Origin of the sequence: Agrobacterium sp. T29, assembly GCF_006970545.1 — a bacterium.
GTDB lineage: Bacteria > Pseudomonadota > Alphaproteobacteria > Rhizobiales > Rhizobiaceae > Agrobacterium > Agrobacterium leguminum.
The window spans coordinates 1,956,938-1,980,580 of the sequence record NZ_CP040640.1; the positions used below are offsets into that span (position 1 = coordinate 1,956,938).

Consider the following 23,643-nt stretch of genomic DNA (forward strand, 5'->3'; position numbering starts at 1 on the left):
ATTTGACGCTCATCAGCCAATTTGTCGCAAATAGCGCAAATTAGGACTTATGGAAAAATCAAGGCAATGATAGTCTCCTCCCCGCAGACGTACTGGAGGAGCTATCGTCATGATTACTTCGAACAGCATGCCTATCTCTGCTTCCCCCGAGGGAGCACCGCAATCCATCGATACCCCGGAATTGATCGACCGCCTGGCAGCGGAAATGCGCGCCACGGGTGATCGCGAACTGCCGCATTCCTTTTATGTCGAACAGGTAAAACGCTCCCTTGCCGGACAAAAAACGGCACGGCGGGCAGCCAATGACGAAATGCCTCGTACAAAAATTCCGGCAGCCGGCACATCCTCTGTTTTCCAGTGCTGGGCGATGCCCGAATAGGGGCCTGAATAAGGTCGAAGGACGCCGCTCTGGAACATAAGCGGTGAACATTCGTTTCTTGTCGGAGGGACAGCAGGCAATCGAATTGCTGTCCCTCACTCTCGCACATTCTCCCTGTCGAAAATCGATTCCGGTTTTCGACAGGGAGAATGTGCAGACTCAAAATGTTAGAGCGTCCTTTATGCGTCCGAACGGACGCATGGCGCTCTAAAACAGGGAGGCAAGACCATGAGACTGTTTGAATGTGGAACGCTCGTGCCCGGCTGTGCCTGGCACACGCGCGCAGATGACGACGCCGAAGTTGTGCGTCGCACCGTGGAACATATGCGATCGGCACACGGCGAAACCGTCATCCGCGAGAACATGATCGAAAATATCAAATCCCGCATTCGCGACGAGGCAAATGCGGCCTGAGCCGCAACGCCGCCGTTGTTGACCTCAATTCTCCAGCATATCCTTCAGCCGGGCGGTCAACGCTGCCCGGTCGAGTGAGAAATTGACGTCGATCCACTTTTCCTCGAGGCTTTTCAGCACTTCGCCCACCTTCGGGCCGGCCTCGACGCCCGCGGCCATCACATCCGCACCGCTCAGCGGGAATCCGGGTTTGTGGAATTTTTCCGCCCTCGTCAGCAAAGTCGAAAGCCGCGCTACTTTCTGCATGGCCGTGTCGCCGACAGAGAGATCGGCACGGGCCGAAGCAAGCGCCAGTTTCAGCCGCGTCTTCACGCCTTCGACACCCTGACGATAAAGCAACCGGTCTAGCGCTGTTTCCTTCAGCTCTGGGTCAGCCGCAGGAGCCGAAGCCCAATGAGCAAGATAAGCCGCCTCGGCTTTCGACAGCCGGAGGCGCGCGGCAAGGGCAGCCAGCCTGTCCCTGTCCGGCGGCACGATGGCGGCAAGCCGCAGCATCGGGTCCACCGCCCAGCCAAGAGCCTGCTCCGTCGCCACCAGCCCATGAATGGCGTCGATGCCCCATTTTTCCGTTTCGGGAAGAATTTCCGCCAGAACGCCCGATTGCCGCATCCACAAAAGGGCGCGCGAAGGATCGCGGGCGGAAAGCAGCTTTTTCAGCTCGCTCCACACCCGCTCGGCTGAAAGGGTGCCCAGCTTGTCCTTGGCCCTCGCACTTGCCCGCAAGCCGTCCGCATCCGGGCGGCCGGAACCATAATGGGCGAAAAAGCGGAAAAACCGGAGAATCCGCAGGTAATCTTCCGAAATCCGCATCGCCGCATCGCCGATGAAGCGCACCGTGCCGGTCTCTATATCGGCAAGACCATCGATAAGGTCGATGATCTCGCCCTTTTCATCGGCATAAAGAGCATTGATGGTGAGGTCACGCCGCTCGGCGTCGGTCTGCCAGTCGGTGCCGAAGGCTACCTGTGCGTGGCGGCCATTGGTTTCGACATCGCGGCGCAACGTCGTCACCTCGAAACCTTCGCCATCGATCACCAGCGTTACCGTGCCGTGTTCGATGCCGGTCGGCACGGCCTTGATGCCCGCCGCCTTGGCCCGCGCAACAACCACGTCAGGGGTCAGCGTCGTCGCCATGTCGACATCGACCACCGGCAGGTCCATCAGCGCATTGCGCACCGCGCCGCCAACGATCCGCACCTCGCCGCCATCGGCATTCAGAAGCGTAAAGATGCGCTTCAGCGCCGGTTTTTGAAACCAGTCCCGCCCGGCAAGGCTGCTCATGAATAAAACCTCTCGTAAATCGTCCTGACGATGCCCGCCGTAATGCCCCAAATGTAACGTTCGCCATAGGGCATTTCATAGAAAAACCGCTCCTTCCCCTGAAAGATGCGGCTGCCGCGCCCGTGGTTGGCCGGGTCCATCAGAAAGGACAGCGGCACCTCGAAAACCTCATCCACTTCGGTTGGATTGAGCGTCAGATCGAAGCCGGGCCGGACGATCGACAGCACCGGCTTGATGCGGAAACCCGTCCCGGAAATATAGTCCGGCAGGCGCCCGACCGTTTCCACGAAAGATCGCGAAAGGCCGATTTCCTCTTCCGTCTCGCGCAACGCCGCCTCTTCCGGCGTGCGGTCCTCGGCATCTATGCCGCCGCCCGGAAATGAAATCTGGCCGGAATGTTTGCGCAGGGTGGCCGTGCGCTGGGTGAAGATCACCCGCGCATCGTTGCCGTCATCAATGACCGGCACCAGCACGGCGGCGTCCTTCAGCCTGATGCCGTTTCCAGACAGCACCACGCCCGGATTGAGCACATGGTCGCCATGCTCCCGCTCCGCCACGCCCTCGCCTTCCTGCAGCACGCGGCAGCGGAAATCGGCGGCGGTAAAAGTCTTGAATGCCGTTGTCGTCATTGCGAAAGCCGTTCCAGTTCCTTGGCGGGCATCACCGGAAAAGTCACCCCGCCCGAGCGCACGGCGAACATGTCGACGCCCTCCACGTCGATCACCTCGCCAAGTGCGACGAGATCATACATCACCGCCCGCGACACGAGCGCTTCAAGCCGGCCGCGCACCAGAAGATAGGGCTTCAATTCGCGGTTCTCACCGAAAACCTCGAACCGCAGCGGATGCTCCGGCCCTGCCTCCACCACATCGCCGACATTGGTGCGGAAGGTCAGTAGCGGCTCGCCATCATCCTCACCGGCCGTCAGCTTCATTTCCACGGCGACGAAAGGCGCATCCACGACGCGGATGCCGACTTTTTCCACAGGAGTTACGAGATAGGTTTTACCGTCCTCATCCTTGCGCAGAACCGTGGAAAACAGCCGCACCAGCGGCGCCCTGCCGATGGGGGTGCCGAGGTAGAACCAGGTGCCGTCGGCGCGGATTTCCATGTCGAGATCGCCGCAAAATGGCGGATTCCAGCGTTCCACCGGGGCCGGCCCACGTTTGGCGTCGCCGCTCTGTTCGGCGGCGCGGGAAATCATCGCCGCAAGCCCGGCCGCATCGCCCGCCGAATTTATCGTCTCCGCTGCCATATTCGAGTCTCGCTTTGCCGATAAGGAAATACTAAGTCACGACATAGTCATTCGAATGGCGCTTGTCAGCGGCCAAGAGAGCAATAAGCTATATGCAGCGCAAAATCCGTCCCGGCCGACCGTCAGCAAAACCGGGATGCGACTGTGACAGCGGCGAAGGTATGAGGAGAGCGACATGGGCGTGATGAATACCGGCGAAACCCTCGATGAAAAGGCCATCGTCGCCGCGGCCGAAAAGGCGCTTTCCGATATCGCGGCCATCCGCACGGAAGTCTCCAAGGTCATTTTCGGTCAGGAAAAAGTGGTGCAGAACACGCTTCTCGCCATCCTCTCCGGCGGCCATGCGCTGCTCGTCGGCGTTCCCGGCCTCGCCAAGACCAAGCTCGTCACCACGCTCGGCACCGTGCTCGGCCTCGATGCCAACCGCATCCAGTTCACGCCGGACCTGATGCCTTCTGATATTCTCGGCTCCGAGGTCATGGATCAGGACGAGAACGGCCGCCGTTCCTTCCGCTTCATCAAGGGTCCGATTTTCGGCCAGCTGCTGATGGCCGACGAAATCAACCGCGCCAGCCCGCGCACGCAGTCCGCCCTTTTGCAGGCCATGCAGGAATATCACATCACCATGGCCGGCCAGACCTATGAGCTGCCGAAGCCGTTCCACGTTCTCGCCACCCAGAACCCGCTGGAGCAGGAAGGCACCTATCCGCTGCCCGAAGCCCAGCTCGACCGCTTCCTGCTGCAGGTCGATGTCGGTTATCCCGAACTTGCCGCCGAACGCCAGATCCTGCTCGACACGACGGGCACCGCCTCGGGTGAAGCGCGCGGCGTGATCGATGCCGGGCGCCTGATGGAAATCCAGTCCCTCATCCGCCAGATGCCGGTCAGCGACAAGGTGGTGGATGCGATCCTCTCGCTCATCCGCTCCGCCCGCCCCGGCCATGGCAACAAATTGACCGACAAACACGTTGTCTGGGGTCCGGGTCCGCGCGCCGGCCAGTCGCTGATGCTGACGGCCCGCGCCCGTGCGCTTTACGAAGGCCGGCTCGCGCCGTCGCTGGACGATGTCCATGCGCTGGCCGAACCGGTGCTGGAGCACCGCATGGCGCTAACCTTTGCGGCCCGCGCCGAAGGCATGTCGGTGCGCGATGTCATCGCAGCCCTCGTGGAGCAGGCGAAGAACTGAAGCGACGTTCGCGAAAGGACTGCATGTGGCATCCATCGGCCAGATCGTAGACAAGACGCCGGGTAGCGAAGTTCTGGCGCGCGCGCGCCAGCGTGCCGCACTGGTGCCGGACTGCATGGTCGAGGCAAAGCGCATCGCCAACACCGTCACCGCCGGCTGGCACGGCCGCCGCAAGCGCGGCATCGGCGAAAATTTCTGGCAGTTCCGCCCCTATGCCGAAGGCGAAAGCCTGTCGCGCATCGACTGGCGGCGCTCGGCCCGCGACGACCATACCTATGTACGTGACCGGGAATGGGAGGCAGCCCACACCATCTGGCTATGGGCCGACATGTCGCCGTCGATGATGTTCAAATCCACCCTCGGCTCGGTCTCCAAGGAAAGCCGGGCGCTGGTACTGATGCTGGCGCTGGCGGAAATCCTTGCGCGCTCGGGCGAGCGCATCGGCTGCCCCGGCATCATGGAGCCGGTCTCGGCCAGAAACGCCGCCGAACGGCTGGCCGCCGCCATCATGCATGCACCGCTGACAACGGGCATGCCGGAAACGGGCATGATCCGCGGCGCGAGCGACATCGTCCTCATCGGCGATTTTCTCGATGATGCCAAAGCCGTGATGGAGCGGATTTCGCCTCTGGCGCGGCGCGGCCTGCGCGGCCATGTGGTGGAAATCGCCGATCCGGCCGAAGAGACCTTCCCCTATTCCGGCCGCACCGAATTCACCGATCCGGAAACCGGCGAAAAACTGGTGTCCGGCCGTGCCGAAACCATTCGCGAGGATTACACCCGCGCCTATCTCGCAAGGCGTGAGGCGCTGTCCTCGTCGCTGCGCCGTCTCGGCTGGAACTTCGTGTTCCACCGCACCGATCATCTCGCTTCCGAGGCGCTCGTCGCCATGCACATGTATCTTTCCGGCGCGCCAGCACAGGGCGGTGGGCAAGGCGGTGGGCACAGATGAGCGCATTGCCTTTCGTCTTCACCAGCCCCTATATCCTCTTCGGCCTCTTGGCGCTGCCCGCCATCTGGTGGCTGCTGCGGCTCACCCCGCCGCGCCCCAAGGCGGAAGTGTTTCCGCCGCTGAAGATATTGGCGACGGTGCTGAAACGCGAGGAAACGCCCTCGAAAAGTCCGTGGTGGCTGACCCTGCTGCGCATGGCGCTTGCCGCCTCCGTAATTTTCGCGCTGGCCGATCCGGTGGTGAACCCGCGCAACAACAGCATCGCCGGCAGCGGCCCGCTGGTGCTGGTGGTCGATAATAGCTGGGCCTCCGCACCCGACTGGGAAAGGCGCGTGGCGACCGCTCAGGCCCTGATCGGCGATGCGGAGCGCGCCGACCGCCCCGTCTCCATCAGCTTCACCGCCGATGCGGAACATGACGCCGTACCGGGAACGACAGCCGTTGCACTGGAAAAGCTCGCAGCAGCAAAGCCGAAGCCGCTCGTTCCAGATCGTATCCGCACGGCGGAAGCCATCACTGAGGCGCTGAACGGCACGGCCCCCGGCACGATCGCCTATATTGCCGATGGCGTTCAAACCCCGCAGGATGAAAGCGCGATGAGAACGCTTGCCAGCCTCTCCCCCGCCGAATTCCGCATCGTGAAGGGCGACGGCAAGGCAATCACCGCCATTACCGGCGCCACCAACAATGCCGACGCCATGAGCGTCACACTGTCGCGGCTCGATACCGCCGAAGCCACCCGGATAACCGTCAATGCGCAGGACAGCCAGGGCCGCATCCTCGCCAACGGCGTCGCAAACTTCGCGCCCGGCGCGGCCGAAACCACGGCAACGGTGGAAGCGCCCTTCGAACTGCGCAACGATTTCGCCCGCCTCTCCCTCGAAGGCGTATCGACGGCGGGTGCGGTGCATCTTCTGGATGACGGCTTCCGTCGCCGCCGCGTGGCGTTGCTGGCCGGCGAAACCGGCAATGATTTCCAGCCGTTGCTGCAGCCGCTTTATTATATCAGCCGCGCGCTGCAGCCTTTCGCCGATCTCATCCCGCAGCGGCAGGCCGATCTGGCGCAGGCGATCCCGGAAATCCTGCAATCCAATCCCTCGGTCATCGTCATGGCCGATATCGGCCGTCTGCCGCAGGAAACCTATGAGCCGATGCAACGCTGGCTCGCCGGCGGCGGCACGCTCATCCGTTTCGCCGGACCGCGCCTTGCGGCAGCACCCGCCGATGACCCGCTGGTACCAGTAACGCTGAGACAGGGCGAACGCGCGCTTGGCGGCGCGCTCTCCTGGGCCGAGCCGCAGCCGCTTGCCGATTTCCCGAATTTCGGCGCCTTTGCCGGCATGCCGAAGGCCGACGGTGTCCTCGTCAAACGTCAGGTTCTGGCCGAACCGACACCGGATCTGGCCGAACGCACCTGGGCAAGCCTTGCCGATGGCACGCCGCTCGTCACCACCCGCACTGTCGAGGCGGGCCGCATCGTGCTCTTCCACGTCAGCGCCGAGGCAAGCTGGTCTGATCTGCCGATCTCGGGCCATTTCGTCGACATGCTGCGCCGTATCGTGCAATTGTCGAAGGCGGGCGGCGCTTCCGCCAACGCAAACGCCCCGGCCGCTGCCCTGCCCCCCTTCCGGCTGCTGACGGCGGAAGGCGCGCTCTCAGCCGAAATCGGCACTGCCCGGCCGCTGGAAATGCGCGCCGGCCAGCCGCCCCGGACCGGTTTCGACAATCCCCCCGGCCTCTATGGCACAGAGGATGGTTTCGTGGCTCTCAACCTCCTGCCGGCAGGCGCGACGCTGCGCCCGCTCGACACCTCCGCCGCCGGTGTCAGCACCACCAGCGAACCCCTGATCGGCGAAACCGCGAAATCGCTGCGCCCGGCGCTCTTCATTGCCGCCTTCCTGATGTTGATCGCCGACAGCCTGATCGTGCTCTTCATGAACGGCGCCTTCGCACGCCTGCCGAAAGCCCGCAGCGCAACCGCCGCCACAGTGCTTCTGGCATTTGGCGTCTTTGCCGCCATGTCGCCAACCGACGCCCGCGCCGACGATCCCAAACCCGGCGACGAGCAGATTTTCGAGCGACTGGACACGACGCATCTCGCCTATGTCCGCACCGGCGAAGACGATGTTGACCGCATTTCCGAGCAGGGTTTGCAGGGGTTGAGCGAATTCCTGACCTGGCGCACGACGCTGGAGCCCGGCCAGCCGGTCGGCCTCGATATTTCCAAGGATGAATTGTCCTTCTATCCCATCATCTACTGGCCGGTTTCCGCAACGGCACCCATGCCCTCAAGCGCCGCCATCTCGCGCATCGACGCCTATATGCGCGCCGGCGGCACCGTGCTGTTCGACACACGCGACCAGTTCTCTTCGCTCGATACCGGTGCGACCAGCCCTAACGGCGAACGTCTGCAGGCGATCCTCGCCAATATCGATATCCCACCGCTGGAGCCCGTGCCGGAAGACCACGTTCTGACGCGGTCCTTCTACCTGCTCACCAATTTTCCCGGCCGTTACAACGGCTCGCCGCTCTGGGTGGAATCACGGCAGGGGGCGGCGAAGACCACCTCGGGCCTCTCCTCCTCCGGCGATGGCGTGACGCCGATCATGATAACGGGCAATGATTTCGCCGGCGCCTGGGCCGTCGATCCGCAGGGCGCGCCGGTTCTGCCAACGGTGCCGCCGGATGAGATGCAGCGCGAGCATGCCTTCCGCTCCGGCGTCAACATCATGATGTATATGCTGACCGGCAACTACAAGGCCGATCAGGTCCACGTTCCCGCACTTCTCGAACGGTTGGGGCAGTGACATGACATTGACCTTCGCCCCCTTCCTGCCGTGGATCGTGATCGCCGTTCTGGCCGTCGCCGCCCTTCTCCTCTCCTTCATCGGCCTGTGGCGCGGCGTGCGCGGCGCATGGCTGCGCGGGCTGGCGCTTGCCGCTTTGCTTGCGGCCATCGCCAATCCGCTGCTGACGCAGGAGGAGCGCGAGCCGCTCTCCACCATCGTCCCCGTCATCGTCGACCGTTCGCAGAGCCAGGACGTGCAGGACCGGCCGCAGATGACGGACACGGCGCTGAATGCGCTGAAAGACCGGCTCTCCCGCTTCCCGCGCATCGAGCCGCGAATTGTCGAAGTCCGCGACGACGGCGAGAGCGATTCGCCCTCCACGCAGCTTTTCTCGGCGCTTTCCTCCGCCGTTTCGGATGTCTCGCCGTCCCGCGTCGGCGGCGCTATTTTCCTCAGCGACGGCCAGATTCACGATATTCCCAATGCCCTGCCCAATGCCGAACAGGCGCTGGGCTTCCGCGCCCCCGTGCATGGGCTGATCACCGGCAAGGCCGATGAGTTCGACCGCCGCATCGAGATTGTCCGCGCCCCGCGCTTCGGCATCGTCAATGAGGAACAGCAGCTGACACTGCGCGTCTTCGATGACGGCCGCCCCGCCGGTGGCGGTTCGGCGGAAGTGACGGTGAAGATGAATGGCGAAGAAATCGCCACGCTTCAAGCCACGCCCGGCCAGCCGACGCCGTTCAACTTCAAGGTTCCACGCGGCGGCAACAATGTCATGGAATTTTCCGTCGCCGAGCTTCCGGGCGAAGTGACGGCTGCGAACAACCGCGCCGTTCACCTGATCGAAGGCATACGCCAGAATCTCCGCGTGCTGCTCGTCTCCGGCGAGCCGCACGCCGGCGAACGGGCGTGGCGCAATCTCCTGAAATCCGACGCCTCGGTCGATCTGGTACATTTCACCATTCTGCGCCCGCCGGAAAAACAGGATGGCACGCCGATCAACGAACTCTCGCTGATCGCCTTCCCGACCCGAGAATTGTTCGTCGAAAAGATCGAGGATTTCGACCTCATCATCTTCGACCGCTATCAGCATCGCGGCGTGCTGCCGATCCTCTATTACGATTACATCGCCCAATATGTCGAAAAGGGCGGCGCGCTCTTGATCGCCGCCGGGCCGGAACATGCCGGTCAGGATTCGATCGCCATGACGCCACTCGCCTCCGTGCTGCCGGCGCAGCCGACCGGTCAGGTGCATCAGGCCGCTTTCTACCCGCGCCTTTCGGAAGCGGGCAAGAAACACCCCGTCACCCGCGGGCTGGAAGGTTCGGGCAACGAGCCGCCGCAATGGGGCCGCTGGTTCCGCACCATCAGCGTCGACCCGCCGCAGGGCCAGACCGTGATGCTGGGCGACGGGCAGGACCCGCTTCTGGTGCTCAACCGTCAGGGCGAAGGCCGTGTCGCCATGCTGCTGTCGGATCAAGGCTGGCTCTGGGCGCGCGGTTTCGAAGGCGGCGGCCCACATGTGGCGCTTTATCGCCGCATCGCCCACTGGCTGATGAAGGAACCCGAGCTTGAGGAAGAGGCGCTGACGGCGCGCGCCAACGGCCGCACCCTGCAGATCACCCGCCAGACCATCGGCGACGATCCCGGTCAGGCCAGCGTGCGTTTCCCTTCCGGCAAAACCGAGAACATGGCCTTCACCAGCACGGAGCCCGGTCTTTACAGGATCGAGCGCCGCATGGACGAAACCGGGCTGTTCGAAATCAAAAACGGCGATTTCACCACCCTCGTCCATGTCGGCGCGGTGGATGCGCCGGAATTCAAGGCGATGATCTCGACCACCGAAACGCTGAAACCGCTGGCCGATGCCACCAAAGGCAGCGTGCACCGTGTCGCCGACAATTCCAGCCGTATCGCGCTGCCCGATATATTGCCCGTGCGCGGAGATATCAGGGTTGCCGATGAGGATCGCATGCTGATACGCATGACCGACGAGACGGTGCTGAAAGGCGTCAATACCCTGCCGCTCTTTGCCGGTTTTGCCGGGCTTGCCGCCCTGCTGCTCGCCTTCTCCGCGCTGTGGTGGCGTGAGGGCCGGTAACTGAGTTTCCAGCGAAGAGCTTAGGGCGCTTCACGTCTCGGAACGGAAAACGGGAAACGGCTGCCGCCCGGCGGCCCGGGAAGATGAACATGAATTTCGTTTTGAGCGACGTCGCGGATGCGGAAGTCGAAAAGTCCATTCGCGATCCGCTGGTAGCCTATAATCTCGCCCGTTTCGGCGAAAGCGACAAACGCGAACTCAACATCACCATTCGCGATGACGACAATACCGTCACCGGCGGTCTGGTGGGCTATACCGCTCGCGGCTGGCTTTACGTGCAGCTTCTTTTCGTGCCGGAGGCCATGCGCGGTCAGGGCACAGGCCCGAAGCTGCTTGCCATGGCGGAGGAGGAAGCCAGAAAGCGCGGCTGCATGGGTGCCTATATCGACACGATGAACCCGGATGCCCTGAGAACCTACGAACGCTACGGTTTCACGAAGATAGGTTCGCTTGCGCCGCTTTCCACGGGCCAGACGATCACATGGCTCGAGAAACGCTTCTAGCAGGCTGTTGAAAATCGTCGACGATCGCGCACGTCGTTACCCCCCTCTATCCTGCCGGATATCTCCCCCTCAAGGGGGGAGATCGGCAAGAGGCTTTCGCGCCGCTTCATTCTCGACCGTCGAGAGGTGCGAGACATCGCCACGGAACAATCTCCCCCCTTGAGGGGGAGATGTCCGGCAGGACAGAGGGGGGTAACGACACCCAGCGCCGTCGATGATTTCAACTTTCGTGTACTGTGGAAGCAGATTAAATGTGACCCGCTTTATCTCTTTGTTTTTATGCATGTCTCCCAAAACCACTATACAGTTTTGGGAGACCTGCTTTAGGCGGCGATCCCCGATACCTCACCGTCGACCGTTCGGCCCATAGCCTCGCGGATTTGCTGGCGAAGCCACACGGCTCCGGCATCCGCGTCCGTCTGCAAGGTCCAGACCATGGCGACGGGCGGGAAACTCAGCGTCACCGGCACCGGGCTTATTTCCAGCCCCAGCATTGGCGCATAACGCAGCGCGATGCGTGAAGATACGGTCGCCAGCACTGCCGAGGATCGCGCCGTCGCCAGCACCGAGAGGAAATCCGGCGCAGCTGCGACGACGTCGATTTCCAAACCGCTCAGTTCCAGCGCATCCTTGATACAGCCATGCAGGCTGTCCGTCTGCGATATGACCGCATGTTTGGCCTCCATATAGGCGTCCAGTCCGACGGGATTGGGCAGATCGAGGAGAGCCGGGTTGAAACAGCAGAGCACGCTGGAGGAATAAAGCGGCTCGCAATGGTGGCGTTGTTCCTTCGAATAGGTGCATCCGACAGCCATGTCGATCACGCCCGTATCGAGCATCGCGGTAATTTCCTGCTCCTGCCCGCTGCGGGCCAGGATTCGGATGCCGGGCGCAATCTCCCGCAACCGCGCCGTCAGATCCGGCAAAAGCAACAGCTCCACCTCGCTCGACATGCCCAGCCGGAATGTGCGGCGCTCGGTGGCCGGATCGAACACATCCGCCGTCAAAACCGCCGCCTGCGCCTGCCTCAGCGCCTGCCGCACCGGTCCGGCCAGATTAAGCGCCCGCGCCGTCGGCTTCATCTCCTGCCCCACGCGGATGAAAAGCTCATCCTGAAACAGCGTCCGCAGGGTGGAGAGATTATGGCTCATGGCCGGCTGCTGGATTTTCAGCCGCCGCGCGGCGCGTGTGACGTTCATCTCCTCCATCATCGCATCGAAAGCGATGAGAAGATTGAGGTCGAAGGAACGGAGATTGAAATGATCGATAGTTTGCATAAGTCACATCGATTTGATTGCTGACCTGCCTACACTTAGCTGGAGTGCGGAAAGTTTCAAGACATTCCCTCAACCCAGGAGCCCCCAATGCCGTCCCGTCGCTCACTTCTCCAAGGCGCCGCCAGCGCCATCTTCGCCGCCCCTTTCGTTGCCCCCACCGTCGCATTCGCCAAGGCGCCCTTGGCCGCCACGCAGGCACCCGGCTTTTATCGGCTGATGGTCGGCAAGATGGAGGTCACCGCCCTTTCGGACGGCGTCATCGCGCTGCCGCTCGCCAAGATTTACACCAACACCACGCCGGAACACGCCTCGAAGGTCTTGCAGGATGCCTTCCTGCCGGAAGAGACGCCTACCTCGGTCAACGCCTTTCTCGTCAACACCGGCGACAGGCTGGTGCTGATCGACGCCGGCACCGGCGCCTATCTCGGCCCATCCCTCGGCAGGCTCGTCGCCAATATCGAGGCCTCCGGTTATAAAACCGCGGATATAGATGACGTTATCCTCACCCATATCCATACCGACCACTCCGGCGGGCTGTCAGCCGATGGCAAACGCGTCTTTGCCAATGCGACCCTGCACGTCAACGAGCGTGAAGCCGCTTTCTGGCTCGATGCGGCAAAGGCCAAGGCGGCCCCTGAAGCGCTGAAGAAGGGTTATGCCGAAGCGAAGGAAAGCATCCAGCCCTATATCGATGCCGGCAAGTTCGAGACATTCGGCGACAATGCCGCGCCGGTTCCCGGTCTCGGCTCTATCCTTTACGCCGGCCACACGCCCGGCCACAGCGCTGTCGTTCTCGAAAGCGACGGCCAGAAAATCGTCTTCTGGGGCGATATCACCCATGGCGATATCCTCCAGTTCGATGAACCTGACGTAGCCATCGAATTCGACGTCGACCAGAAGGCCGCCGTCGTCGCGCGCGATCTGGCATTCCGGCAGGCGGTGGAAGGCAGATATCTGGTGGCCGGCGCCCATATCGCCTTCCCCGGCATCGGCCATGTGCGCACCGACAGCAGCAATTACGATTGGCTGCCGGTCAATTACACGGCGCTGTAAGGGGCGAAACAGCCTAGCCTGATCCTCAACGGGACAGGCCATTGCGCGGGAACGACGCGTCAGCTTAGCGCCACCTGCCGCGTTTCCGCATTGATCATCGTCGCTGCAATGGCGGCAAGCACCAGCAGGCCGGCGAAAATGCCGATTGCAACGCCAAAACCCTGCGCTATGGCATAACCGAGCAGAGACGGCGCCAGCAGGCCGCCGAGCCTTGCCATGGCGCCTGCGGCGCCCATGCCGGTCGCCCGCGATTCCGTCGGGTAAAGTTCCGGCGTATAGGCATAAAGCGCTCCCCAGGTGCCGAGCAGCGCAAAGCTCATGATAAGAAGCGAGGCGGCGATCATCGCGCCCGCCGAAGCCAGCGTGAAGAGCAGGCAACCGAGCGCTGAGAGCAGGCAGAAACCGATCAGCGTCGGCTTGCGGCCCCATTTTTCGACGCCATAGGCGGCAAGCGCATAACCCGGGATCTGCGCCAGCGCAACCAGCACCAGAAAACCATAACCGCGCACGAAACCGAACCCGTCTCCGGCCAGTTTCGCCGGCATCCACGTAAAGACGCCGTAATAGGAAACGGAAACAAGGAACCAGATGGCGAGGATCATGATGCTGCGCTGCCGGAGCGCCGGCGAAAATATCCCCTGCCCCTTGCCCACCTCAGGTTGGAAAAGCCCGGTCCCGGCATCGAGCGGCGCACGACCATTCGTCACCAGCATGCGGTTGACGACGGCCTTGGCTTCCTCCAACCGCCCGCTGCGCAAAAGGTAAAGCGGCGATTCCGGCACCAGAAAGCGCAGGCCAAGGCCAAGAACCGCCGGAAATGCCGTCACGGCGAAAATATAACGCCAGGCATCGGCGACACCGGCAAGGCTGGCGCCCCAGGCAGCCAGCGCCACGATCAGCGTTCCGACAGCCCAGAAGCCTTCCAGAAAGACCAACCAGCGACCGCGATTTTTGGCGGGCAGGAATTCGGCCATCATCGCATAATCCACCGGCAGCGTGCCGCCCACGGCGGCACCGGTGAGAAAGCGCAGGACGAGCAGAATAGTGAAATCAGGCGCGAACACCGAAAGCACGCCGAACAGCGCATCGCAGGCCACGGTGACGATCAGCACACGGCGACGCCCGTAACGATCCGCCAGCCGCCCGAAACCGGCAGCACCGAGCAACATGCCGAAAAAGAACGCTGTTCCGGTCTGCAGCGCCTGCGGCACCGTCAGCCCGAAGGTTGCTGCAATCGAGGCGGCGGTGAAGCCAACGGCCAGAACCTGCATGGCATCCGCGGCCCAGACGAGGCCGAAAATGCCCATCAGCCGCCGCTGATAAGCGCCTGCACCCGCGCGCTCCAGCGCATCGTTCATGGTGATAGCCGTCATGCCCCGCCCCTTTGCAGAAATCGACTTTGACTTGCTATCGCATAGGGGGAGGAAACGGAATTGAATTCTGTGGAGGGAGACGCGTTGTTTCGAAACAGGCTACCGGAAGAAGATTTCACCACACAAAAAGACGTGCACGGCAGTCTCGATGTTTGCCATAGCGCGCAACGCCCCCTCCGTCATGCCGGACTTGATCCGGCATCCAGTCACGGCGCGTCTGCGCCGTGGGAAGAGTCCTTTCAGCCCAAAGACTTGGGCTGGCTGGATTCCGGCTCAAGGCCGGAATGACGGGGTTTAATGTTGCACCAAAAAGCACAAAGCCCCTTCGGATACCCCCTCAGCCGTAAACCCTGAGCGGCTCCTCAAAACCCTCATCTTCCGCCGTGGCGGCCGGCATCACGGCCTCGCATTTGCGCCAGCCGATCTTGCCCTTCAGCCGCTGGTGCACGTCGTCACCAATCGGCACGACAAGCACCCGGTTCGGGTCGACCGGGCCGGGAAAATCGAGCGCCGCATAAGCGACCTTCTCGAAACCGAGCGGCATGTAATAGGGCGGATCGCCGATCAGGATCACCGCTTCCGAACCCTTCCGCCGGGCGGCGGCAATGGCGATCCGGACGAGTTCCCGGCCGATGCCCTTGTTCTTGTGCGAGGGCCGAACCGCAAGCGGCCCGAGCATATGGCCCTTCACCCCGCCCGCCAGAACCGGCGTCATGCGCACCGAAGCAATGGTTTCGCCATCGTCGGCGCAGACGAAGGACAGCGACCGGTCATGCGGCCCCTGCTCACGGATGCGCGCTGCCGCACGGGTGTGCCGGCCGGGACCGAACGCTTCTTCGTTGATGACGTCGATGATGGCGCCGTGCGACGCGTCCTCGGTGAGGTAGACAAGATCGTGCTTGGACATGAAGAGACCGAAACTTCCAGAATGCGGATGCGACAATAGGTGACGGCTGCGCCGGTAAGGGCGTTCAGGAGCGTCAGCGTCGTCGGAGCATCCGTGGTTCGATCATAGTCAGCAATTTCCTCAGATTTGTGAAAATTGCAGTTATCAGGAAAATTCCCACCCGTCCAGAACAAATCTTTGCTCTATCCCATTCAGTTCCCACAGGACCGGAAACGCATTGTTCAACGCCTTGCGGGTTCGCGGAAGAGTGCAGAACGGTTAGGATCGCTCAAAAGGAAACAATCAAGGAGATCGTCATGGGCATGCTGGTGGAAGGCGTATGGAAAGACGTCTGGTATGACACCAAGGAAACCAAGGGGCACTTCAAGCGCAGCGCCTCGCAATTCCGCAACTGGATCACAGCGGATGGCGCGCCCGGCCCTTCCGGAGAAGGCGGGTTCGAGGCCGAGAAGGACCGTTACCACCTCTATGTCTCCTTCGCCTGCCCCTGGGCGCACCGCACCCTGATTTTCCGCAAGCTGAAAAAGCTGGAGGACCTGATTTCCGTCTCCGTCGTCGACCCGCTGATGCTGGAAAACGGCTGGGAATTTAAGCCTGAGGGCGAGCGCACGCCGGGCGCGACCGAGGATCACCTCTTCGGCTCCTCGACGCTCTGGCAGGTCTACACCAAAGCAGACCCCAAATATTCGGGGCGAGTCACCGTTCCCGTCCTGTGGGACAAAAAACGGGGCACCATCGTCTCCAATGAATCGGCGGAAATCATCCGCATGTTCAATTCCGCCTTCAACGATCTCACCGGCTCGCAGGCCGATTATTATCCCGAAGCGCTGCGTGCCGAGATCGATGCGCTGAACGACGTGATCTACGACACCGTCAATAACGGCGTCTACAAGGCCGGCTTCGCCACCACACAGGACGCTTATCAACAGAATGCCGTGAAGGTGTTCGAAACGCTCGATATGCTGGAGGATCGCCTGAAGGACCGGCGCTTCCTGTTCGGCGCGGAACAGACGGAAGCGGACTGGCGCCTGTTCACGACGATGGTGCGGTTCGATCCGGTTTATGTCGGCCATTTCAAATGCAATATCCGCCGCATCCACGACTATCCGCACCTGACGGGTTACCTGCGCGATCTTTACCAGACGCCGGGCGTGCCGGAGACGGTGGATATGCGCCACATCAAGGAGCATTATTACCGCAGCCACCGCACCATCAATCCGACCGGCATCGTGCCCGTCGGCCCGGAACTGGACCTGACCATGGCCCATGGCCGCGAGGCGCTCTCCTGACGGAGAGCCGCCGCCGCTACCAGTGGTCGGCGATCGCCGCTTCGCCGGCAAGCTCGGCAAGGCGGCGGCGGGTTGCGGCCGTCACCCCTTCGGGCAGCTCCGACAGGTCGAAAAAGCCGCTTTCGGCAATTTCATGATCCGGCTTTTTCGGCCGGCTCTGGGTGACGTCAAGCCGATAAAGCGCCACATGATCGCGATTGCTGCCTTCCAGATTGAGATAGATATGGATCAGCTCCGGTTTGGAGGCAGCTTCGAGATTGCCTTCCTCGCGGATTTCCTTGTGCAGCGCCATCAGCAGGGTCTCGCCACGCTCCACACCGCCGCCCGGCAGATACCAGCCCGGCAGATAGGTGTGCCGCACCAGAAAAATCCTGCCTTTTTTATCGAAACAGGCCGCACGCACACCAAGAGTTGCGCCGCGCGTGAACAGAAAAACGAAATGCAGCAGGCGAATGAGGACACGCATATGGAACGGACGGGCCTGCCGCCCGGTTGTTTCGTCATTCACCCTGGTTTCTCCCCGCCTGCCGGCTTTTATTGGACGCGCGGCATATCATAGGTTATCTCTGCCGCCATGTTCAAACTTGCGCATATTTCAGACGTCCATTTGGGGCCACTGCCAAAACTCACTTTCCGGGAACTTGCATCCAAGCGTATCACCGGTTTTGTCAACTGGCACCGCAACCGCCGCAAGCATCTCTTCACCGATACGCTGGAAAAACTGCTCGACGATCTGGAGACAAAGTCACCAGATCATCTGGCTATTACCGGCGATCTCGTCAATCTTGCGACCGGCATTGAAATCCGCGCCGCTGCTGACTGGCTGGAGGAAGTGGGCGATCCCGAAAAAACCTCCGTCGTTCCCGGCAATCACGACGCCTATGTTTCCGGCGCGCACGACAAGGCCATGCAGGCCTGGTATCCTTACGTGCGCGGCGATGGCGACCCGCCGGAATGGGACGACGACCGCAAGATTTTTCCCTATATGCGCGTGCGCGGCCCGGTCGCACTGATCGGTTGCTCCACCTCGATTGCGACGCCACCCTTCTCTGCCACCGGCTATTTCGGCAACCGGCAGGCGCGCGCTACGGCGGAACTTTTGAAAAAGGCCGGAGAACAGGGGCTGTTCCGCGTGGTGATGATACATCACCCGCCGATCCGGGGAGCCACTGCCGCCCACAAACGCATGTTCGGCGTTCGCCGTTTCGCCGCCGCTCTCGGTGTCGGTGGCGCGGAACTCGTGCTGCATGGCCATACCCATTTGAATACGGTCTACTGGCTGAACACCCACCACGGGGAAGACCACATCCCGGTCGTCGGCATTTCCTCCGCCAGCCAGGGACCGGGCGGTGAAAAACCACGCGCGGCCTATAATCTCTTCCATATTTCCGGTGGCCCCGGCACCTGGAATGTCGCCTGTGAGCGCCACAGCCTCAATGAGACGGGGACGGGTGTAGCGCTGGAGGATGTGCGGGTGTTTTATGAAAACGGGCGGCCGCTGGGGTTTTCGCTGCTGGGGGAGTAGAGTCCGGGGCGGTGGTGTCGGTGGGTGGAGTTCACCCCCCCTCTGCCCTGCCGGGCATCTCCCCCTCAAGGGGGGAGATCAGCAGGAAGCGCTACCACCACTTCATTCGCAAACGTCGTGATAGGCGAGACCTATCCACGAGTCGATCTCCCCCCTTGAGGGGGAGATGCCCGGCAGGGCAGAGGGGGGTAAAGCCCCACCCTCAAGGCAAACTTACTTCGCCCGCTCTTCCAGCACCCGATTGGCCGCCGAAACAATCGCCTCCAGCGACGCCGCTACGATATTCGTATTGACGCCTGCCCCGAACAGCTTGCCGCCCGGATGCTCCATCTCGACATAGGCAATGGCCGAAGCGTTCGAGCCATGCTGCAGCGAATGCTCGGAATAGTCATTCACCGACAGATCGACGCCGAGATAGACCGACAGCGCGTTGATGAACCCGTCGATCGGGCCGGTTCCCTTGCCCTCGATACGCTTCACCTCGCCATTATCGGTGATCTCGGCAGCGACGATACGCACGCCCTTGAAATCGCCGGCCGGATAGGTGTGGTGATCGACGAACTTGATGCGCGCATTCGGCTGCGTCACGTAACGCTCGATAAAGCGCTCGTAGATGCGCTTGGCCGGCAGCTCGACGCCCTCTTCATCGGTGATGCGCTGGATATCCTCGCGGAACTCCACCTGCAGGTTGCGCGGCAGGTTGATGCCGTAGTCCTGCTGCAGAATATAGGCGATGCCGCCCTTGCCGGATTGCGAGTTGATGCGGATGATCGCCTCATAGGAGCGGCCGACATCCTTCGGATCGATCGGCAGATAGGGCACTTCCCAGACGGGATGGTTGGCGACCTTGATCGCCTTCATGCCCTTGTTGATCGCATCCTGATGCGAGCCGGAAAAGGCGGTGTAAACCAGCTCGCCGACATAAGGGTGGCGCTCGGGGATCGTCATCTCGTTGGAATATTCGTAGACATCCTTGATGCGCTCGATATCGCGGCAATCCAGTTGCGGGTCCACGCCCTGCGTATACATGTTCAGCGCCAGCGTCACGACGTCGACGTTACCCGTGCGTTCGCCATTGCCGAACAGCGTGCCTTCCACGCGGTCAGCACCCGCCATCAGGCCCAGCTCGGTCGCGGCAATGCCCGTGCCGCGGTCATTATGCGGATGCAGCGAGATGATGACGTTTTCGCGATTGTCGATATTGCGGCACATCCATTCGATCTGGTCGGCATAAATGTTCGGCGTCGCCATTTCCACCGTCGAAGGCAGGTTCAGGATCAGCTTGTTGTCGGCCGTCGGCTTCACCACCTCGACCACGGCGTTGCAGATTTCCAGCGCCACTTCCAGCTCGGTGCCGGTAAAGCTCTCAGGCGAATATTCGAAACGGTAACCGCCGCCGGCCTTGGCCGCCATGTCGGTGATCATCTTGGCCGCATCGACGGCGATCTGCTTGATGCCGTGCACATCCTTGCCGAACACCACACGGCGCTGCAATTCCGAGGTGGAATTGTAGAAGTGGATGATCGGCTTGTTGGCGCCTTCCAGCGCTTCAAACGTGCGGGTGATCAGCTCCGGGCGGCACTGCACCAGCACCTGCAGGGAGACATCGTCAGGCACATTGCCCTCTTCCACGCACCAGCGGGCGAAATCGAAATCCGTCTGCGAGGCGGAAGGAAAACCGATCTCGATTTCCTTGAAACCCATTTCGAGCAGCAGCTTGAACATGCGGGCCTTGCGGTCGTGACCCATAGGGTTGACCAGCGACTGGTTGCCGTCGCGCAGGTCCACCGAACACCAGATCGGCGCCTTGTCGATGGTCTTGCCCGGCCATGTGCGGTCGGGGATATTGATGGTCGGGTAAGGGCGATACTTCACGCTCGCGTCAGCCATCCCCTTGGAAATATTGGTGATCTTGCCGTCCATTTCGCTTCCTCCTTGCGCAGTCCGCGGGCGTCTTTCGCCATCGGCGGATGCGCGGCCCTTGAGGGCCTAAATCCAGTATAAAATGAGATTTCGAGATGAGGAGCGTTTGCACCAGCGGGCTTTCGGCCGCCGGGCGCTCCTCACTGGACCCGGCAACCGCGTGTAAGGTCGAGGCTAAGAAGCGAGAGTGCACCGCACGGCGAGGCCTTCGCAGAAATCTGCGCGCTCATGCCGAAAATGGTTGCGATGCTGTTGCTCATGGCGATGTGTATAAACAGCGGCTGGCGGTCTGACAAGTGATCTTGTGATGCGCAGGCTTATTTTGCTTGACGGCCAGTCTCCAGCCTTTCAGCGATCCACAATTTGACAAGCGATTGCCGGGTCACACCGAGACGACGTGCTTCGTTGTCGAGATCGTTGACGACCCACGTCGGAAAATCGATGTTCACGCGCTTGGGTTCGATGTTCAGATGGCGCGCCGTCGACCAGTCGAGATATTCGCTGATGTCTTCGCCATCATCGGCCATCCTGTCGAATTCTTCTGCGCTTATTGTCTTCATAATGATACCTCTCTAATTCTCGGACACGTCGCACGGAAATGATGCGAATACGGCCACCCCGCACTGTATGGACAGCCAACCACAACTTCTCCCCGAGAAGTGCGATGAGGGCAAACCGCTCTTCTCCAATATTATGCGCTGTAACCGTCAAACCGTATTTATCGTGCCACAACGCCTGTGCATCGACAAAATCGATGCCGTGTTTGTCTTTATTGCCAGCGCTCTTTATCGGATCAAATTCGAATACCATGAGAATATAATATAAAAACTATACCATTTCCACTATCTAACCACGCTTCACCACCCGCTGCAACGCCATCATTAGCCCGCCGCCGATCAGGCCCCAGAAGGCCCCGGAAATGCCGCCGAAGGAAAGGCCGGAGGCCGTGATGAGAAAGGTGATGGCCGCCGCCTCGCGGGTTTCCGGCTCCTTGAACGCTGCGACAGCGGAGCCGGAAAAGGCGCCAACCAGTGCCAGCCCCGCCACCGCCTGAATGAGAATGGGCGGCGCCAGCGCCACGAAGGCGGTGACCACGCCCGCCAGCAGGCCGAAAACAATATAACCGACACCGCCGATGATCGCCGCCCAGTAACGTCGCTTTGGATCAGGATGAGCGTCCTCGCCCGCGCACATCGCCGCCGTAATCGCCGCGAGATTGACGGCATGGCCGCCAAAGGGTGCGGAAAGCAGCGAGAAAAAGCCGGTCGAGGCGAAAAGCGGTCCGGGCTGCGGATCGTAATGATTGACCTTCAGCACCGCGATACCGGGAATATTCTGCGAGGCCATGGTGACGATGAAGAGCGGCAGCGCGATGGAAACAACCGCGTGGAGACTGAAGACGGGCGTTACCCACTCCATTGGCGGCGTCAGCGATTGCGCCACGCTATCAAGTGCACCCGCCGGAATTTCGACGCCGAAAATCATCACCAGCACGAAGGCGGCAAGGGCGGCGGGCACGGCGAACAGCCGTTTGAAGGCTCCCACCACGATCCAGGCGAGGATGATGGGTAGTCCGAGCGCCGGGTTGAAGCCGATCGCTTTGATGGGCGCAAAACACAGGCCGATGATGACGCCGGAGAGCATGGCATTGGCAAGCGGCGCTGGAATGGAGGCGACCGCCTTTCCAAGCGGCCGGAACAGGCCCGCGATGATGATCAGGATGGCGCAGATGATGAACCCGCCGACGGCCGCCGGAAAGCCGCCCTCAATGACGCCGGTGGTTGCAAGCAGCGCCGCACCCGGTGTCGACCAGGCGATGCTGATAGGAAGCCGGGTGGCGGCGGAGAGAATAATGGCGCAAAGCCCCATCGCCACCGAAAGCGCCATCAGCCCCGACGCCGCCTCGAAATCCGTCGCACCGACAGCTTTCAGGCCCTGCAGCACGACGGCGAAGGAGCTGGCGAAACCGACAAAGGCGGTGAGGCAGCCCATGAACAAGCTCTGGACGGAAAAATCTTTCAGCATGAAGCACTCTGCGGCCTGCTGTCTGTCGCAAACAACCGCAGCGGTCCGCATTGGCGACAGGCAGAAACAAAACTGAAGCGTGACGCGCGAATCCGGGGATGGCGACACGCTTTGGATGAAGCGTGATTATATTCAGGATCAAAAAAGACGCCGCTTGGCAAGATGAGCCGCTAGACTTCAGGTACGGCGGCATGGAAAACGTCATCAAAGTTTAGCGGCACGGCGCTAATCCTCCCTGCATCACAACCGGTCATCCGCCACAAGAGGGACCCTTGCCATGCTCCGCATCGTCACCACCGTCGCCTGCTGTTTTGCGGCTTTGCCCGCCGCGGCCCAGACCCCGCCGCCGCCGGCCTTTCTCGGCCAGATCGTCGTCCCATCGGGCCTCTCCATCGATGGCGTCACCTTCGGCGGCATTTCCGATCTCGCCTTTGACAGCGAAACCGGGCGTTATCTCGCAATTTCCGATGACCGCGTGGAAAAAGGGCCGGCCCGTTATTACGAGCTGGAGCTGGCCGTGACGGAAGGCGCCGCCACGCTCAACATCGCCGCCACGCGCGAATTGAAGGACGAGACCGGCGCTGCTTTTGCGCCGAAGGGCATCGATGCGGAAGGCATCGCGCTCGACCGCAAGGGCGGCAAGCTCTACTGGTCCTCCGAACGCGACCTGAAGAACCAGCCGGCGCTTTACGTGTCGGACCTCGACGGCAGCAATGTGAAGCGGCTGGAACTGCCAAACGCCTATCTCGTCGATGACGCCAAGACCAGGGGCGTTCAGAACAACCTCGCTTTCGAAGGCCTGACGCTGATGCCCGGCCGGCTGATCGCCGCCACCGAAAATGCGCTCACCCAGGACGGCCCCAAGGCGACGCCGCAGGCGGGCAGCCCGGCCCGCATCCTCGTCATCGACACGGCGACGCTGAAACCGGTCGCCGAGCATGTCTATGTCACCGAGCCTATCTCGAAGACCCCGACCGCCGCCGAGCCGAAATATAACGACAACGGCCTTTCCGCCATCGCGGCCCTGCCGGATGGCCGTTTCGTCGCTGTCGAGCGCAATTTCGCCTCCGGCGTCGGCAATCACATCCGCTTCTTCATCGCCGACATGTCCCGCGCCGACAATATTCTCGGCAAGGACAAGATCGATCCGGCATCCGTGGCCGCCGTATCCAAATCGGCCTGGTTCGAAATCAACGAAGGCGATTTCGGCCTCGATATCGACAATATCGAAAGCTTCGCTTTCGGCCCGGTGGTGGATGGCAAGCAACTCTTCGTCATCGCCGCCGATGACAATTTCAACACCGGCAAGCAGTTCACCCAGTTTGCGGCATTCGCAATTCCCGCCAATCTGGGTCAATGAAATCCGCATGAAGCAGAATGCCGGTTCTGGACCATGTCCGGGCCGGCA

At 61.7% G+C, this 23,643-nt stretch carries 22 protein-coding genes; 11 read left to right on the forward strand and 11 right to left on the reverse strand.

Annotated features, from left to right (window positions below):
* The first annotated feature begins 109 nt into the window (after positions 1-109).
* Positions 110-379 carry a hypothetical protein gene (locus FGF54_RS09925; RefSeq protein WP_078051779.1) on the forward strand — a complete coding sequence of 90 codons (270 nt, stop codon included), beginning with the start codon at positions 110-112 and terminating at the stop codon, positions 377-379.
* A gap of 228 nt (positions 380-607) precedes the next feature.
* Complete coding sequence (locus tag FGF54_RS09930; protein WP_003523091.1) at positions 608-793, forward strand: DUF1059 domain-containing protein; 186 nt, start codon at positions 608-610, stop codon at positions 791-793.
* Positions 794-817: 24 nt separating this feature from the next.
* Here the strand turns inward: FGF54_RS09930 and FGF54_RS09935 are convergent, their stop codons facing one another.
* The 3 genes from FGF54_RS09935 to FGF54_RS09945 are packed head-to-tail and all read right to left on the reverse strand — an operon-like array spanning position 818 to position 3,329.
* Entirely contained in the window at positions 818-2,074 is a 1,257-nt protein-coding gene (locus FGF54_RS09935; protein WP_142779555.1) for a CCA tRNA nucleotidyltransferase, read from the reverse strand.
* Positions 2,071-2,703 (reverse strand): CoA pyrophosphatase, encoded by a 633-nt coding sequence (locus FGF54_RS09940; RefSeq protein ID WP_003523089.1) that lies wholly within the window; start codon positions 2,701-2,703, stop codon positions 2,071-2,073. The genes FGF54_RS09935 and FGF54_RS09940 overlap by 4 nt, the downstream gene beginning before the upstream one ends.
* Positions 2,700-3,329 carry a DUF1285 domain-containing protein gene (locus tag FGF54_RS09945; protein WP_142779556.1) on the reverse strand — a complete coding sequence of 210 codons (630 nt, stop codon included), beginning with the start codon at positions 3,327-3,329 and terminating at the stop codon, positions 2,700-2,702. Before FGF54_RS09945 ends, FGF54_RS09940 begins: the two co-directional genes overlap by 4 nt.
* A gap of 175 nt (positions 3,330-3,504) precedes the next feature.
* Between FGF54_RS09945 and FGF54_RS09950 the strand changes: the two genes are divergently transcribed.
* From FGF54_RS09950 to FGF54_RS09970, 5 genes are all read left to right on the forward strand, one after another.
* Positions 3,505-4,515: a MoxR family ATPase gene (locus tag FGF54_RS09950; protein ID WP_142779557.1), complete on the forward strand. Its 1,011-nt coding sequence runs from the start codon at positions 3,505-3,507 to the stop codon at positions 4,513-4,515.
* 25 nt (positions 4,516-4,540) lie between these two features.
* Entirely contained in the window at positions 4,541-5,467 is a 927-nt protein-coding gene (locus FGF54_RS09955) for a DUF58 domain-containing protein (protein WP_003523086.1), read from the forward strand.
* Positions 5,464-8,274, forward strand: coding sequence for a DUF4159 domain-containing protein (locus FGF54_RS09960; protein ID WP_142779558.1), 2,811 nt, complete (start codon positions 5,464-5,466; stop codon positions 8,272-8,274). The genes FGF54_RS09955 and FGF54_RS09960 overlap by 4 nt, the downstream gene beginning before the upstream one ends.
* Before the next feature lies 1 nt (position 8,275).
* The gene (locus FGF54_RS09965) at positions 8,276-10,360 is read left to right on the forward strand and encodes a hypothetical protein (RefSeq protein ID WP_142779559.1); all 2,085 of its coding nucleotides are present in this window, start codon (positions 8,276-8,278) and stop codon (positions 10,358-10,360) included.
* An 89-nt stretch (positions 10,361-10,449) separates the two neighbouring features.
* Complete coding sequence (locus FGF54_RS09970) at positions 10,450-10,863, forward strand: GNAT family N-acetyltransferase (RefSeq protein ID WP_142779560.1); 414 nt, start codon at positions 10,450-10,452, stop codon at positions 10,861-10,863.
* 323 nt (positions 10,864-11,186) lie between these two features.
* Here FGF54_RS09970 and FGF54_RS09980 read toward each other — a convergent pair whose 3' ends face one another.
* A complete protein-coding gene (locus FGF54_RS09980) occupies positions 11,187-12,140 on the reverse strand; it encodes a LysR substrate-binding domain-containing protein (protein ID WP_142779561.1) in 954 nt (317 codons plus the stop codon).
* Between the two features lie 87 nt (positions 12,141-12,227).
* Between FGF54_RS09980 and FGF54_RS09985 the strand changes: the two genes are divergently transcribed.
* Positions 12,228-13,193 (forward strand): MBL fold metallo-hydrolase, encoded by a 966-nt coding sequence (locus FGF54_RS09985; RefSeq protein WP_142779562.1) that lies wholly within the window; start codon positions 12,228-12,230, stop codon positions 13,191-13,193.
* A gap of 59 nt (positions 13,194-13,252) precedes the next feature.
* Here the strand turns inward: FGF54_RS09985 and FGF54_RS09990 are convergent, their stop codons facing one another.
* Together FGF54_RS09990 and FGF54_RS09995 are read right to left on the reverse strand one after the other, a co-directional pair.
* The gene (locus FGF54_RS09990; RefSeq protein WP_142779563.1) at positions 13,253-14,566 is read right to left on the reverse strand and encodes an MFS transporter; all 1,314 of its coding nucleotides are present in this window, start codon (positions 14,564-14,566) and stop codon (positions 13,253-13,255) included.
* A gap of 337 nt (positions 14,567-14,903) precedes the next feature.
* The gene (locus FGF54_RS09995) at positions 14,904-15,473 is read right to left on the reverse strand and encodes a GNAT family N-acetyltransferase (protein WP_142779564.1); all 570 of its coding nucleotides are present in this window, start codon (positions 15,471-15,473) and stop codon (positions 14,904-14,906) included.
* 296 nt (positions 15,474-15,769) lie between these two features.
* On the opposite strand from FGF54_RS09995, the gene FGF54_RS10000 reads away from it, so the two are divergent.
* Complete coding sequence (locus FGF54_RS10000) at positions 15,770-16,762, forward strand: glutathione S-transferase family protein (RefSeq protein ID WP_142779565.1); 993 nt, start codon at positions 15,770-15,772, stop codon at positions 16,760-16,762.
* A gap of 16 nt (positions 16,763-16,778) precedes the next feature.
* Here FGF54_RS10000 and FGF54_RS10005 read toward each other — a convergent pair whose 3' ends face one another.
* Positions 16,779-17,270 carry an NUDIX domain-containing protein gene (locus FGF54_RS10005; protein ID WP_142779566.1) on the reverse strand — a complete coding sequence of 164 codons (492 nt, stop codon included), beginning with the start codon at positions 17,268-17,270 and terminating at the stop codon, positions 16,779-16,781.
* Positions 17,271-17,336: 66 nt separating this feature from the next.
* Here FGF54_RS10005 and FGF54_RS10010 point away from each other — a divergent pair, with 66 nt between their 5' ends.
* Entirely contained in the window at positions 17,337-18,287 is a 951-nt protein-coding gene (locus tag FGF54_RS10010; RefSeq protein WP_142779567.1) for a metallophosphoesterase, read from the forward strand.
* Positions 18,288-18,500: 213 nt separating this feature from the next.
* On the opposite strand, the gene leuA is transcribed toward FGF54_RS10010, so the two are convergent.
* From leuA to FGF54_RS10035, 4 genes are all read right to left on the reverse strand, one after another.
* The gene (gene leuA / locus FGF54_RS10020) at positions 18,501-20,210 is read right to left on the reverse strand and encodes a 2-isopropylmalate synthase (protein ID WP_142779568.1); all 1,710 of its coding nucleotides are present in this window, start codon (positions 20,208-20,210) and stop codon (positions 18,501-18,503) included.
* Positions 20,211-20,527: 317 nt separating this feature from the next.
* On the reverse strand, positions 20,528-20,770 hold the full coding sequence (brnA, locus tag FGF54_RS10025) for a type II toxin-antitoxin system BrnA family antitoxin (protein WP_020808480.1): 243 nt from the start codon (positions 20,768-20,770) through the stop codon (positions 20,528-20,530).
* Complete coding sequence (locus FGF54_RS10030; RefSeq protein ID WP_065655686.1) at positions 20,727-21,020, reverse strand: BrnT family toxin; 294 nt, start codon at positions 21,018-21,020, stop codon at positions 20,727-20,729. Before FGF54_RS10030 ends, brnA begins: the two co-directional genes overlap by 44 nt.
* Before the next feature lie 36 nt (positions 21,021-21,056).
* The gene (locus tag FGF54_RS10035; RefSeq protein ID WP_142779569.1) at positions 21,057-22,235 is read right to left on the reverse strand and encodes a benzoate/H(+) symporter BenE family transporter; all 1,179 of its coding nucleotides are present in this window, start codon (positions 22,233-22,235) and stop codon (positions 21,057-21,059) included.
* A 277-nt stretch (positions 22,236-22,512) separates the two neighbouring features.
* On the opposite strand from FGF54_RS10035, the gene FGF54_RS10040 reads away from it, so the two are divergent.
* Complete coding sequence (locus FGF54_RS10040) at positions 22,513-23,595, forward strand: esterase-like activity of phytase family protein (RefSeq protein ID WP_142779570.1); 1,083 nt, start codon at positions 22,513-22,515, stop codon at positions 23,593-23,595.
* The last annotated feature ends 48 nt before the right edge of the window (positions 23,596-23,643 follow it).